Origin of the sequence: Mesorhizobium loti (genome assembly GCA_014189435.1) — a bacterium.
Lineage (GTDB): Bacteria > Pseudomonadota > Alphaproteobacteria > Rhizobiales > Rhizobiaceae > Mesorhizobium > Mesorhizobium loti_G.
Genome location: CP050294.1, coordinates 68,977 through 82,867 on the forward strand (window position 1 = coordinate 68,977; position 13,891 = coordinate 82,867).

The 13,891-nt window shown below is 62.2% G+C and carries 10 protein-coding genes and 3 pseudogenes; 12 read left to right on the top strand and 1 reads right to left on the bottom strand.

All coding sequences use genetic code 11. The features are described from left to right. Positions 1-184 precede the first annotated feature (184 nt). The 7 genes and pseudogenes from HB777_35105 (at position 185) to HB777_35135 (ending at position 8,666) form a co-directional block, all read left to right on the top strand. Complete coding sequence (locus HB777_35105) at positions 185-1,183, top strand: hypothetical protein (protein QND69058.1); 999 nt, start codon at positions 185-187, stop codon at positions 1,181-1,183. Continuing rightward, the gene (locus tag HB777_35110; GenBank protein QND69059.1) at positions 1,180-2,241 is read left to right on the top strand and encodes a hypothetical protein; all 1,062 of its coding nucleotides are present in this window, start codon (positions 1,180-1,182) and stop codon (positions 2,239-2,241) included. Before HB777_35105 ends, HB777_35110 begins: the two co-directional genes overlap by 4 nt. Positions 2,242-2,709: 468 nt before the next feature. Then, positions 2,710-3,726, top strand: a complete 1,017-nt coding sequence (locus tag HB777_35115; protein QND69060.1) for a BtrH N-terminal domain-containing protein — start codon at positions 2,710-2,712, stop codon at positions 3,724-3,726. Next, positions 3,723-4,565 (top strand): annotated as a pseudogene (locus HB777_35120) (metalloenzyme). Before HB777_35115 ends, HB777_35120 begins: the two are co-directional and overlap by 4 nt. A gap of 736 nt (positions 4,566-5,301) precedes the next feature. Then, positions 5,302-6,543 carry a cytochrome P450 gene (locus HB777_35125; protein QND69061.1) on the top strand — a complete coding sequence of 414 codons (1,242 nt, stop codon included), beginning with the start codon at positions 5,302-5,304 and terminating at the stop codon, positions 6,541-6,543. A gap of 530 nt (positions 6,544-7,073) precedes the next feature. Beyond that, a complete protein-coding gene (locus HB777_35130) occupies positions 7,074-7,469 on the top strand; it encodes a DUF930 domain-containing protein (protein QND69304.1) in 396 nt (131 codons plus the stop codon). Positions 7,470-7,682: 213 nt separating this feature from the next. Continuing rightward, on the top strand, positions 7,683-8,666 hold the full coding sequence (locus tag HB777_35135; protein QND69062.1) for an IS5 family transposase: 984 nt from the start codon (positions 7,683-7,685) through the stop codon (positions 8,664-8,666). Positions 8,667-8,752: 86 nt separating this feature from the next. Here HB777_35135 and HB777_35140 read toward each other — a convergent pair. Further along, a pseudogene (locus HB777_35140) lies at positions 8,753-9,120 on the bottom strand (hypothetical protein). An 11-nt stretch (positions 9,121-9,131) separates the two neighbouring features. Here HB777_35140 and HB777_35145 point away from each other — a divergent pair. From HB777_35145 to HB777_35165, 5 genes and pseudogenes are all read left to right on the top strand, one after another. Then, the gene (locus HB777_35145) at positions 9,132-10,763 is read left to right on the top strand and encodes a transposase (protein QND69063.1); all 1,632 of its coding nucleotides are present in this window, start codon (positions 9,132-9,134) and stop codon (positions 10,761-10,763) included. A gap of 78 nt (positions 10,764-10,841) precedes the next feature. After that, positions 10,842-11,253 (top strand): annotated as a pseudogene (locus HB777_35150) (IS6 family transposase). 82 nt (positions 11,254-11,335) lie between these two features. After that, positions 11,336-11,785 (top strand): transposase, encoded by a 450-nt coding sequence (locus HB777_35155; GenBank protein QND69305.1) that lies wholly within the window; start codon positions 11,336-11,338, stop codon positions 11,783-11,785. Then, positions 11,766-12,119 carry an IS66 family insertion sequence element accessory protein TnpB gene (gene tnpB, locus HB777_35160; protein QND69064.1) on the top strand — a complete coding sequence of 118 codons (354 nt, stop codon included), beginning with the start codon at positions 11,766-11,768 and terminating at the stop codon, positions 12,117-12,119. Before HB777_35155 ends, tnpB begins: the two co-directional genes overlap by 20 nt. Before the next feature lie 54 nt (positions 12,120-12,173). After that, a complete protein-coding gene (locus HB777_35165; protein QND69065.1) occupies positions 12,174-13,745 on the top strand; it encodes an IS66 family transposase in 1,572 nt (523 codons plus the stop codon). Positions 13,746-13,891: the final 146 nt, after the last annotated feature.

Consider the following 13,891-nt stretch of genomic DNA (forward strand, 5'->3'; position numbering starts at 1 on the left):
GATGCAGCGGGCGTGCGAGCAGGGTACACTTCTCACGGTCGGCCTGGCCTGGCCGCACGGAAGTCCGGTGCTGCAGACTACGCGGTTCGCAGCCTATTGCGAGGGTACCGAGGCAGCCGGCGTGGGGCGGCACAGCGGTCCGCCTCCGGCGGAGTGGGGCGTTCCCAATGTCGATAGGCCGCCCGTGACGCCGCCGGACACGGCACGTCTGAGGCTCTCGGAATTTGCGGCCGCGGTCGGACTGCCGGCATCACTGCGCTACAGCCGAGTCGCTGCGCAGCGCTGGGTCTTGGAGCCCTTTACCGGCTGGTGCCGCCGTCCCGTCGACGTATTCGCGCTCACGGGGCGGCTGCATCTGGCCAACGGCCGGTTCATGCCGGTGGGATGGAGTGGCACGGGCGATGGACTGGCGCGCCTGCAAGGCGGCGCCCTGCGGCAGCGTCTCGTGCAGGTCGCGCGCGGCGCCGGAATGGCCCAACCCACCGTGTCCTGCGATGGCCCGGCCGTTCTGGCTTCCCAGCCCGCAGCCTTGATTGCGCACGAGGCGATCGGACATTTCGCGGAGGGTGCTGCAGACCCGAGAATCGATCTGCGTCACCGACTCGGCTGCCGGCTGGGGGCGGATGATCTCGAGGTGCTGGATGATCCGACTTGTGGCGCTGCCGCGCGCTACGATGTCGATGACGATGGGATCGTCGCAACGGGAGCCACCCGGATTCTGCAGAACGGGGTGCTGGTGCGCCAGCTGCATGGTCGCGCATCGGCGGCAGCGGCGGGCGAATTGCCAACCGCGAACGCGCGCTCTTCACAGATCACGCTGCCACCGATTCCCCGTATGTCCAATCTGATCGTGTCGCCCGGCACCAACTCGTTCGAGGAGCTCGTCGACGGAGTGGGCAGCGGCGTCATTATTCATCACCTGTCGCACGGTTTTTCGCGCGGGCTCCACGTCGAGGCACGGATCATGCTCGGCGAAGTTGTCGCCGCAGGGCGCGCCACTGGCCGCTTCTTCACCGGTGGTCGGGTGGAGGAGCGCGTCGATGTACTCACCGGCTGTCTGGCGCGTGCCCGTGAGAGCGAACTCAACCCTAACGCCCTGTGCGGCAAGCATGGCCAGATTCTCTACGATGTCGGCACCTTGGCGCCGGCGATGCGGCTGTCGCGATTGAGGATTGTCGCATGAATCAGATCGATCGCAGCGTGGTGTTTGCGCGCACGTCGGACGGCTTGGCGACAAGCCATTTCAGCCATCGCCTCGTCATCGACGGAGCCGCCGCCGACGTTCGGTCCTGCAGCATCGATCCGCGCGATTGCGACGGACCGGCGCGGACGGCGTGGGCGCGGTGGCAAAGTCGAGTACCGGTCAGCCGGAGCCGGGCGGTCACCGCCGAGTGCGGAATCGTGCGGGAGGGTCGACAGACACGGACCTACACAGTTGTTCATCTCGATGGCGCGATCCTGGAGATCGACGAGATAGACTTCGACCACCCCAAGACGACCGACGAACTGGAATGGTCGCAACGTCCGCAACACGCAGCTATGGTGCTCGGGCCGTCCGCGGTTCTTGCGCTGGTGGACTTCGCCATTGATGGTGTGCTGGCCCCGCGCGGGCCGGCCGGTGCCGGCGCCCTCGCACCTTTGAGTATTATCGACACATCGACTTCACCTTATCCGCCCCAGCACCGGGAGGACGGCGCGACGCGACCGCTTGGTACCGCCAATTCCGGCGTGGTCGACGATGCCACCTTCTTGCTGCTCCAGCGCAGTGAACGTTGGCAACGTCCCCTCAACGCGCTGTACAATGTCAACCGCCGCAACTTAGCGCTCTACCATCCGGCCGCAGTCGATAATCCGCCGGTCGCCCTAGTGATCGACACGCTGGTCGCCGAGGGGGAGCCGACCACAACCGCGTCGAATTGGATCGGCAGATGGTACCTGCGCTCGCCCACAGGGGGGGCTGGGGCAGTGGGCCGTTATCCATCCGCTGGGACGTGTCGCAATTGCTCGAAGCCGCCCTTGGCGCAGTCTCGCCGCCGCTTCCCGCATGCGTGCGCGACCCGATCGAAGGCGACATATTCGGGCTGGCTCCGTCGTTGCTCGTTGGCCGGCTGCCGCAGGGATCTAAGCTTGATAAGGTGCGAGGATGACGATGCATGCGATCGACCTCGCACCGCACTGCAATGCCTGCGCGGCCACGTTCGACAGCGAGAGGTCAGCCGGCTGCGTCAACATCTGGGGTAACAGCTTCCCGGCTGAGGATGTGCCCTTCGGTCGCCCCATCATCGTCGGCGGCGTGACCTACCAGCTGGTCGCGAAGCAGCCCGGTGCCCCCGACCATGTCGAAGCGCTTGGACAGCGGATTGAGATCGGTGTGGTTGCAGTTGGGTACGCGCTCGGTGTGCTGGGATTTGGCGAACTCGGACCACAGACCTTGATGTTGCGGTTGACGGACCGCTTCGGCGCGGTCGTCGGCGTTCGCGTGCAGCTCCCGAACTGGCTCTTGCCGCGGGGGGGCTCCCGCCCGCACTGCGACTTGGCGCGCCAGCCACCTGCACTATGTTGGCGACTACGAACTTGACCATCTATGCCCGGCGATGTTCAGCGCGACGGTCCCTCTGCTAGCCCCGTTCTGGCCGGTGACGCTGACAATTGAACCCAACCCGCTTGCCCATGTGATGGCGGTGACCATGTTGCAGAATGGGGGCGGCTATGTCTGATTCGATTGCACCGATCCTGGTGCCGAGTCCCTTGGCAAATCTGCAGACGATTCTCGATGCCCTCCTTGGCGTGCCGAGTGAGTTCATGCTGGCGAGCGTCTGGTCGTTCAACCGCTTTGATCCCGATGCGGCGTCAATAGCCGAGTTCGACGTGCCAGGCGGATGGGACTTGCTCGGCGCACGCGTCGCGGCATATGCGGGGCTGGAGCTCGTGGCGGCGGAGTCCGATCCAACCGAACTCGCTTACCTGCGTCTCGAGCTTGGACAGCCGGTCGTGCTCGCGGTGGATAGTCACGAACTGCCGTATCGTCCGGCCTATGGCAGGGTGCACAGTGCAAGGACCATTCTCGCCACGCGGATCGACCGGTCCGCTGGAACGGTCGATGTGCTCGATCCTTGGCCGCCGACCTACACTGGGTCCATTCCAATCTCCATGTTGGATCGCGCCAGACAATCAGATGTGCCCGAGGACCGTGTCCGCGAGCCGCTCTATGCCGGTGTCGAGCTGAAGCGCCGCTGGTGGACCCTCGCGCTCGCGGCGGATGCCAGGTCCAGGACGGTCGACGGAGCCATGACGGCGATCGCAGAGCTTGCGCATGAAGCCGAAACGACAGCAAGCGCCGACGCCATTGAGCGGTTTCGGGTTATCGTGGCGGAGGCAATGTCAAAGGGGGACGGCGCGTGGCAGGTTCGTCGGGCGGCTGCGCTGCACCTTCGGGCAGAGGTCGGGCTCCGGGCCTACCTGTTGGCGCTGTTGCGCCGGACTGCGCAGCTGCTCGGCGATACGCTGTTCGCCGCCGAGGTCGATCGCTGGGCGACGCATCTCGACGCGCTCGGATTTGCCCGCGACGTACTGATCAAATCGCTCGGCTTCGATCGGAGCGAATACGCCGTGATCCTCGCCCGTGCGCTGTGCGAAGCGAGCGGCCGCGAGCGGCGGTTCGTGCAATTCCTGCGCGCGTTCTGCCTCCTCGACCACACGGACGAATTGACCAAGGGGCAGGCGTGATGGTGAACCACATCGTCTGGGTTATCTTCGACAGCGCGCGCTATGACTGCTTCGAGGCCGCGCATACGCCGGCCATCGACCGTATCGGCCGGGCACAGAAGCGCTACAGCTATGCAAGCTGGACCGCACCCAGCCATCATACCTTCCTGATGGGGCTGCCGCCCCATGCCAACGAGCCGGGTGTGCTGTCGTCCGATGCGCAGCGCCGAGATTTATCGCTCTGGCAGACCCGCATCGGTGGCAACAGGCAAGACGCGATCACATTCGCAGATTTCGCACCGACGCTGTCGTTGCCGCTGTTCCTCAGAAGCCTCGGCTACCGGACCGAGGCCTATGTGTCGATGCCAGTGCTGAATCCGAAGACGCTGATCGCACCCCATTTCGACATATTCGAGCTGATGCCGGTGCACAACGATCTTCGCGCCATCATCGGCCGGCTGAACTTCGACGGAGGCCCGCGCTTCATGTTCATCAACGCTGGCGAAACGCATTATCCCTATGCCTTGCCTGGAGAAAATGCCGGTGACCTGCCCCACATCCCCGGCGTACACGGGGTATGGCGTGGCATGGACGAGTTCGTGAGAGAACCGCAGGCATCGCGCGGCGAGGGCGCGGCGGATCGTTTCGACGTCGATCGTCTGCGGCCACTCTGGAACAAGCAGGTACAGTGCATCGAGTATCTGGACGGTGTGATCGGCGAGCTGATCGAGATGGCGCCGCCGGATACTTGGTTCATGGTGACGTCCGATCACGGCGAGCTGTTTGGCGAAGGCGGCTATTTTGGTCACGGCCCGGTCATGCATGAAAAGGTATTCGAGGTCTTCTTCGTCGAGGGCCGTAATCCACGTCGTAACGGCGGCGAAATTGGCCGCGATGAACTGGAAGCCACAGTGCTGGGTAGGCTCAAGCAGCTTGGTTATCTCTGATGTTTCTGCATGCGATCAGCCTCGAGGATCTGCGCTATGTCGGCATCGGACACCGAAACAGCCATAATACCGTTGCGCCTGAGGACATGGGGGCTGATCGAGAGTCTTTTCGGATCACAGGTCGCGACCGGATGTTGGCGCATGTATTGGCGTGTCGAGAAGGGCGGACGCAGCTCGCATGCAGTGAGTGGGCCGCAGGCGCGGCCGCAGTTTCATGCGCTGGTCGCCGACGGCCGGATCCACGACCTGCTTGCATTCGCGAAGCGGGCACCGGGCGGATGGGCTCGCGTCGGCCCCTGCGAGGACTTTCTGCGGTTTTAGCGCGGGAGCGACCACACGAACCCGGCCCATCATGGTTCTCCATTCAGACGAAATGGCGCGGCTTGGGAGTCGGATCGCGCCTACTCGAACCTGCGATTTTGCCTTCGTTGAGGGCGCGAGCTGCCTGGAAGGCTATCCGGCCATTCCCGCCATTCCCAGCCAGACGTTACCCGGTGCTTTCGTCTGGACCGGCGTGCCCGCGATGTTCGCGGCGGCAGGCTTTCGCGCAATTGCCTGCAAGGGGAAGCTCCGGCGGCTCTCGGACAGGGACTCGAACGAGCAGCCAGATTGATTGAACCAGCGCTTTGCATGGAATATGGAGACGGACATGCCGGTTGCCCTCGTAACTCCTCTCGAAGACCCCTTCGGTCTGTTCGAGCCTGCCATCTTCGATGATCCCTATCCAATATATCACATGCTGCGGCATGCGGATCCGGTTCACTGGTGTGCGCCGATCCAGTCGTGGTTGCTGACCCGCTACGACGACGCGAATTCGGTGCTTTCCGATCGCCGCTTCGCCAGCGCCGCGCGCCGTGCAGTGGCAACTAACCGTATGCCCCTGGAACTGCGGCAGCGCATGACGCCGATCGACGACTTCATTTCCGAGTGGTTGATGAATATGGATCCGCCGAAGCACCTTCAGCGGCGTGTGCCGCTCAATAAGCTGTTTGCCAAGCCAGCGGTCGACCGCATTGCTGGCGAGATACAGCGGGTTGCGGATCAACTGATCAATCGCATGCTCCGGGCGGGCGGCGGCGACTTCATTGAGGACTTTGCCCAACCATTGCCCGTTGCGGTGATCGCCGCGATGGTCGGGATTCCGCCCGAGGATCACGCGAGTCTTTTCACCTGGTTCAGCCGAATGACGGCCTATTTTGAGTTGGGGGCCTCACGGCCGGAGACCCTCGATGGCATGACGACCACCATTGCGGAAATGAGTGACTATTTTGATGCGTTGCTGGACCTGCGGCGCCGCAGTCCCGAGGATGACGTGCTCACTCGTCTGCTTGCACTTGAAGAGCCTCCGTTCGGCCGGGAGTGGACGCGCGCAACGCTCGCTCTGCTACTGTTCGCCGGCCACGAATCGACGCGAGCGACGATCGGGAATGGCATGCTCGCGTTGCTCACACGACCTGATGCGATGAAGCGTTTGCGCAAAGATCCGTGTCTTCTGGACCGCGCGATAGAGGAAATGTTGCGCTTCGATGGCCCGTTTATGCGGCTCGATCGCGTCGCCTCGGGCGACGTCGACATGCGCGGACAGCAGATCACTTCCGGCGATCGCGTGGTCTTGATCCTCGGCGCTGCAAATCGCGATCCGGCACGTTTTCCGCAGCCCGACGTCTTCGACATCGACCGCGCCAATATCGATCATCTTGCCTTCGGTCACGGCGAGCATTTCTGCCTCGGGGCGCGGCTCGCCCGCATGGAATTGGCGATCGGGTTCGAGGCGCTGCTGCGACAGCTGCCGCTGCCGCGTCTCACCGGTGAGGTCGTCTGGCGGCGTCACTTCAATCATCGCGGCCTCCGTAGGATGCCGCTGACTTTTGGAAGCTATATGATCCATTGAAGCCTTTGCGTAGTTGACAATATCCTTATGTGCCGATGCCTATTGCCGACGGCCCCTCCAGGGCACTTCGGCGCCAATGGCTCGAGTTTGAGGACAGCCCCCTGGCACTTATTGATGAAGGGCGCAGCTCATCGCCCGCGACCTTGGTATCAGCAAGAACACCGTCGCAGACGTCGATCTGAGCTTGGTCCAGGCCCACGGCCATCAGAGCTATAGCCTTGCCGATGCAGGAAAAAGATGGTCGGTATGCCCCTAACGCAATAGCGCTGAGCCTTGCAATTTCAGTGACGTTGCACCTGCTCGCCATCTTGGCCTTTGGACTTTCTCCGACCAGGCAATCGCCGCCTCCGCCAACCGAGCAAAGCATCACCGTCGAAATCCTGAGTGACCCCCAGGCTGCAGTAACCGCACAGCCCACTGTTACTCAAAACGACAACAAGCCCATCGCGTTGCCTGCACCGATTGACCGGGCACCTGAGCAAGATACAAAACCAGCGATAGCCAACGAGCCGGCCCCTCAAGGAGACGGTATGGTTCGGGCCAAGGAGTTATTCTCAGCGACAGTGCTGGCAGACCCGCGAAGCAAGGAAGCTTTGGTTGCGCTGAGACAACTGGGCACGGATGATCGTATCATCCAACTCTGCAACGTCGAGGCTATGGAACAGGTCCGTATATGGAAGTCCGACTTCCAGCCGGATTTCGTCGTCGCCTACGCCATGGCCGACACAAAGCTTTCCGGTCTTACACTCCAGGCGGACGGCGCGGCGCTCCGAAGCAAACGGCATTGGTACGACATCAAGTTCAGATGCGAGGTAACCCAGGATTTGGAAAGGGTGGTTGCCTTCGAATTCTCGCTGGGCGCGGAAATCCCCAAGAACGAGTGGGAAACGCATTCGCTTCCCGTCGGCGACGGTCCATCCGACTAAGGTCGAAGTCACTGTATATGCTTAGAGTGTCATTTCGCCCCCCTACCGGCCGACCCCACCTTCTCCGACTGCTCGAGATTGCGGAAGTAAAGCGTCGTGTTTAGCGCATTGTCGAGATAGCCCGTACCATCGCGACCAGCGTTGGTGCATGGATCCTTTGTCAACGGTTTGGCGATAGGCAGGCAGGATCGAAATCAGCTTGATTTGAGTGCCATGCCGTACAAACACAACGCAGATCGTCGTCATCACGTCGGAAAGATGACATTCAGGGTGACGAATTGGCGTGACTACGAAGCAGGTCTGCGCCGGCGTGGTAGCCTGACCTTATGGGTAACGCCGGAGGCACTGGCGGGATGGCGCGCTCCGCGACGCAAGACCCGCGGCGGCCAAGCCCGGTATTCCGATCTCGCCATTGAGACAGCGCTGACGCTGGGTTGCGTCTTCGCAATGCGGCTGCGCCAGACCGAGGGATTGCTTCACTCGCTGCTGGATCTCATGGGGCTGAAAGTCCCAGTTCCAGATCATACGACGCTGAGCCGTCGGGCACAGAAGTGGGAGCCATCAGCCCGACGAAACCCGCCGCAGCCGGACGGCCCGCTGCATGTGCTTGTCGATAGCACGGGATTGAAAGTCTACGGCGCCGGGCAATGGCTGGAGCAGAAACATGGCGCCAGATCACGTCGCAACTGGCGCAAGCTGCATCTGGCAGTGGATGCCAAAAGTGGCGCGATCATTGCCCAAAGGCTGACAGATCAGGACACGGATGATCCTTCCCAGGTGGCACCGCTGCTCGATCAGATCGACGGCGAGATCGACCAGTTCACAGCCGACGGAGCCTATGACGGCAAGCCAACCTATCGGTCTATCCTGCAGCACAGCGCAACCGCGAACATCGTCATTCCACCGCGTTCCACGGCGGTGGAAAGCGGTGATGCCGGACCGCCTGGTCAAAGGGACAAGCACATTGCCGCAATCGCAAGCGACGGTCGGCTGAAATGGCAGGCAGCCACCGGCTACGGCAAGCGGGCGCTGAGCGAAACGGCCATCGGACGATACAAGGGGCTGATCGGACGGCGCCTGCGAGCACGCTCTCTTACGGCTCAACAGACCGAGGTTGCCATCGGTTGCATCGTTCTCAACCGCATGCTGGCATGGGCACGCCCGGAGTCTATCCGGCGTCAAGTCACGCAGGCATAACCAACTACATTAATGATCGAAATGCGTTCGATTTCATATCCGCGCACCAACGCCCAAGGGGACCACCCATCTGGTTTCCGGGACGATCATGCCGCCTTGGCGTCGGTCAGCGCCCTGTCCAAGGCGTCCTTGATCGGCTTGGTGACGGCGGCCACTCCCTTGGTACACTGAGGGCCTGGAATTCCTTGGCCTGCTCCACATACATTTCGACCCGCTTGCGCCAGAAGCTCGACTGCAGCGCGATAACTTGGGACGGCAACTTGGCGCCAACCAACGCCTGTAGATGCGAGAGGTCTGCCTCGGCATTGGCCCGCAATGCAGCGATCGTCTTCAGCGACAGTTCGGCACCGACCGTTTTTGGGGCTTGTCGCAAATTCGGACCCTTAACTGTGTATTGACGTAACCGGGGCAGATTACCGGGCGGTGGGGGTTTGCAGGCGCGTGCTTTCGTGATTCACCCTTTGCGTGACGCTACCACCGACTGATTCGCTTGAAGGCCTGTCGCTCGCGGAACTCCGCGGGCTGGTTTCTGCGCTGATCGGCGAAGTGCGCGGTCTTCAAGGCCGGGTCGAGAGCCTTGAGATCGAGAACCAGGCGCTACGCGCCGAGAACCAGACCCTGAAGGATGAGATCGCCCGGCTGAAGGACCTGCCGCCGCGTCCCCCGGTCAAGCCGACCAAGCCATCGGGCATGGAGAAGGCGACGCAGCCGACATCTGGCAAGGGCAAGCGCCGCCGGCGCGGCGCCAAGCGCGACGGCGGTCGCGTGAGCCGCGAGGTGACGGTTGCGGTGAGCGCTCCTGCGGGCTCTCGCTTCAAGGGGTATGAGACGATCCTGGTGCGCGATCTGGCGTTGTCGGCCGAGGTGGTGCGCTATCGCCGCGAGCGCTGGGTGACACCGACCGGCGAAACGATGGTGGCGCCCTTGCCGGCGGGGATCATCGGCGGCTGGGGCGCGAACCTGCGCCGCTTCATTCTGGCCTGTCACATTCAAGGCCAGGTGACGACGGAGCGGTTGACGGCGTTGTTGACCGGGATCGGGGTCGACATTTCGAAGCGCCAGGTGGTGCGGCTGATTTCGGAGGGCCTGGAGGCCTTCGCGGCGGAGGACCGTGACGTGCTGCGCGCCGGGCTGGCTACGGCGCCCTGGATCACCGTCGATGATACGTCGGCGCGCCACGCCCACCAGGACGGCTACACCACCCAGATCGGCGATCGCCGCTTCACCGCGTTCCGCACCGGGCGATCGAAGTCACGGGAGGCGTTCCTGGCGACGCTGCGTGCCGGGCACAGCGATTACTTCATCAATGAAGAGGCCCTGGCCTATATGCGCGGCCGCAACCTCGCCGGTCCGGTGATCGCGCGGCTAGCGGCTGCGCCGCACAAGGCATTTGCCGACAGCGCCGCATGGCAGGCGCATCTGGCCGCACTCGGCCTCGACCAGCTCGCGGTTGAGCCCAACCCAGTCAGGATCGCCACCGAAGGGGCGATGTGGGGAGCGATCCGCCACCACGGCTTTCTTGGCGATACCGTGGTCGTGTCCGATGATGCCGGCCAGTTCCGCATCGGCGACCATGCTCTGTGCTGGGTCCACGCCGAGCGGCTCGTCCACAAATTGATACCCGTGACCCCGGATCAACGTCAGGCCGTCGACATCATGCGCCAGTTGATCTGGTGGTTCTATCGCGACCTCAAGAGCTACCAGCGTGCTCCTTGTCCGCGCCACGCGGCGGCCCTGCGCGCCCGCTTCGAGCGCCTGTTCAAACGACGAACCGGCTACGTCATGCTCGACCGGCTTCTTGCCAGGCTGCATCGCCGCAAGCATGAACTCCTGCGCGTTCTCGATCGTCCCGAGATCCCGCTCCACACCAATGGTTCGGAAAACGACATCCGCACCTTCGTCACCAAGCGCAAGATCTCCGGCGGAACCGTCAGCGAGGCAGGCAAGAACGCCCGCGACGTCCTGCTCGGCCTGATGAAGACCTGCATCAAGCTCGACGTCTCATTCTTCCGCTATCTCGGCGACCGCCTCGGCATACCAACACAAGAGTCGATTCCGCCGCTCCCGGATCTCGTTAGGCAAGCCGCTCAAGCCTGACTGCCCGGTAATCTGCCCCGGTTACTGTATTGACGATATGACGAGCGAATCGCGCTCCCAATGTTGTGGAGCGTACCGATGATTCTGAATGCTGTTGCCGAGAAGCTGAAGCCAGTCGAAGGATGATTTCAAGGGGCGGCATTTCGAGGCATGGCTGATTGTGCAGGCGGTGTCCTGGTATCTGCGCTATCCTCTCAGCTACCGAGACCTTGAGGAAATGTTCCGAGAGCGCGGGTTCGAGGTCGATCACAGCACAATCAATCGCTGGGTCTTGACCTATGCGCCGATGATCGAGAAGCGGCTGCGCCAGTTCCGCCGACCTCATTGCGGATCGGTCCGGATCGACGAGACTTACGTGAAAATTCGCGGCAAGTGGCGCTATCTGTACCGCGCCATCGACAAGCACGGCAATCCGGTGGACTTCCTGCTCACCGCGAGGCGCGACCTCGACGCCGCCAAGCGCTTCTTCCGCAAGATGTTGAAGGATGAGCGAAAGCGCGAATTTCTCTGCACCTTTTTCCATTGAGCGTGTTTTGGCATGAAGTGTCCACTTTGGAGGTGGACACCACGTGATTGAGGACGATGAACAGAAACTGCTGGTGAGGCGAATTTTGCGTAACGGCCGCCGGCGGTACGACGCGGCGTCAAAAGAGCGGCTCGTTGCGGCCTGCCTTGAGCCTGGCGTGTCGGTATCGGGACTTGCGCTTGAACATGGGATCAATGCCAACCTTCTTAGGAAGTGGATAAAGACGACCAAAGACGCCGTTGCTTTGCCGCCACCTGCGCCGTCGGCGTTCATTCCAGTTCAAGTCAGCGCCGCGGAGTACAGCCTGCCTATGCAGGGCAATTCGGTAGAGAGGCCTGCCACGCGTGGTGAAGAGCGGCTGTCGAAGTCGTCGCCACTCCCAGCCAAGGTGAGCGCGTCTTTGCCGAACGGCGTGAAGTTGACGCTGGAATGCGGTGATGTGGATGCATTGACGGCGATCATCGGAGCACTGGGTCATGTTCAGACTGGGCGCTGACCTGACAGTCTACCTGCATCGCGAACCGATCGACTTCCGCGCCGGCATCAACAGCCTTGCGGTCCTGGTTCAGGAGGTGATGGAGCTCGACCCGTTTGCGCCTGCGGTCTTTGCCTTTTGCAATCGCCGTCGCGACCGGATGAAACTCTTGTTCTTTGACCGGTCCGGCTTCGTGCTGGTTCTAAAGCGGCTGACCGAGGACAAGTTCCGGTGGCCGCGCCGGGAGACGGCGGTGGTTACGCTGACGACCGAGCAGCTCCATTGGATTCTCGACGGCATCGACATCGACGCAATGGTGCGCCATCCGGTGCGGCAATATCAGGTTGCGGGCTGACGGCTCCCGAATTGTGCGGTTGACGCGTCGGTGCGGTTCAGATTCAAAACTACGATGAATCGACCTGGCGAACCGACTGTTGAGGAGTTGATGGCGCGCATTGCTGCGCTGCAGGCGCAGAACCGCCAGCTCGCAGAACGCGTGGCCAAGCTCGAGGAAGAGTTGGCGCTAGCGCGGCTGCATCGTTTTGCGCCGAAGAGCGAAAAGCACGTTGATCGCCTCTTCAATGAAGCCGAACAGATTGCCGATGAAGACGACGCCGGCAGCGAAGATGGCAATGTCGTCGACCTGCCGGACACCGGCTTTCCGTCCACCGAAAAGCCGGAGGGAAAGAAGCGTGGCCGCAAGCCTCTGCCGGAACACCTGCCGCGCGAGCGCGTCGAGTATGACCTTGCCGACGGTCAGAAGGCCTGTCCTTGCTGCCGCCACCAGATGCATCGCATGGGTGAGGCCGTCACCGAGCAGCTCCATATCGAGGTGAAGGCGAAGGTCCTGCAGAATGTGCGGTTCAAGTATGCATGCCGCCATTGCGACCGGACCGGCATCAATACGCCTGTTGTCATTGCCCCGATGCCCGCGCAGCCCTTGCCGGGCAGCATCGCCACGGCCTCGACGCTGGCCTTTGCGCTCGTCCACAAATATGTCGATGGCACGCCGCTCTACCGTCTGGCCCAGGCCTTCGAGCGTGCCGGCGTTCCCGTCAGCCGCGGCGCTCTGGGCCATTGGGTGATCGGATCGAGCGAGAGGCATCTCTCCCGCATCTATGATGCCCTGAAGCTACGGCTTCGGTCACAACCGCTCATCCATGGTGACGAGACGACGGTCCAGGTCCTGAAGGAAAAGGACAGGGAAGCCACCAGCACATCCTTCATGTGGGCGTATCGGAGTGGAGAGGACAGCGACGAACCGATCGTGCTGCTCGACTATCAGCCCGGCCGCGGCCAGATCTATCCGCAGGCCTTCCTCGGTGATTACCGCGGCATCCTGATGAGCGATGGCTATACCGCCTGGCGCACGCTGGCAGGAGCGACCCATCTGGGGTGCATGGCCCATTCCAGACGTCGCTTCGTCGATGCACTGAAGACCAGAAAGAAAGGCGGCGGCCCGCCGGAGCAGGCGCTGAAGTTCTTCGAAAAGCTCTACCGGATTGAAAGCCAGACGCGCAACGAAAAGCCGGACAAGGGCGAAACGCGACATCAATGCATCCGCCGTTTCCGCCAGCAACACAGCGTCCCCATCATGAACGCTCTCAAGGCATGGCTCGACGACATAGCCCCGAAGGTCCTGCCCGACAGCAAGATCGGCGACGCCGTGTCCTACACCCTGAACCAGTGGGAGTACCTGACGCGCTACACCGAAGACGGCAGGATGCCGATCGACAACAACCTGCTTGAGCGCGACATCAGGATTTTTGCCACTGGAAGAAAGAGTTGGCTGTTCAGCGACACTGTGGACGGAGCCAGGGCCAGTGCCGTCGTCTACAGCCTCATGCTGACATGCCGAGCATGCGGCATCGAGCCCTTGGCCTATTTGCGCCACGTCCTCACGGAATTGCCGCAGCGCGCGGACAATGCCGACATCACCGATCTCTTGCCATTCAACTTCGCCAAAACCGCCGCTACTTGATCCGATGCAACTGGCCGACAACGACCCCGGTCAAACGGGCCGCGTCAACGCGCATGGAAATGAGCGCTTACAAACGATCTGCTCGCGCGCCTCTTCGGACTTCAAAAGGTTAATAAAGCGTGAAAAACACCCTGTTCGAAAGGGAA

Coding starts and splice junctions, on each gene's coding strand:
- HB777_35110 (QND69059.1), top strand. CDS start 1,180: ATGAATCAGATCGATCGCAGCGTGGTGTTTGCGCGCACGTCGGACGGC.
- HB777_35115 (QND69060.1), top strand. CDS start 2,710: ATGTCTGATTCGATTGCACCGATCCTGGTGCCGAGTCCCTTGGCAAAT.
- HB777_35125 (QND69061.1), top strand. CDS start 5,302: ATGCCGGTTGCCCTCGTAACTCCTCTCGAAGACCCCTTCGGTCTGTTC.
- HB777_35130 (QND69304.1), top strand. CDS start 7,074: ATGGTTCGGGCCAAGGAGTTATTCTCAGCGACAGTGCTGGCAGACCCG.
- HB777_35135 (QND69062.1), top strand. CDS start 7,683: ATGCCGTACAAACACAACGCAGATCGTCGTCATCACGTCGGAAAGATG.
- tnpB (QND69064.1), top strand. CDS start 11,766: ATGTTCAGACTGGGCGCTGACCTGACAGTCTACCTGCATCGCGAACCG.
- HB777_35165 (QND69065.1), top strand. CDS start 12,174: ATGAATCGACCTGGCGAACCGACTGTTGAGGAGTTGATGGCGCGCATT.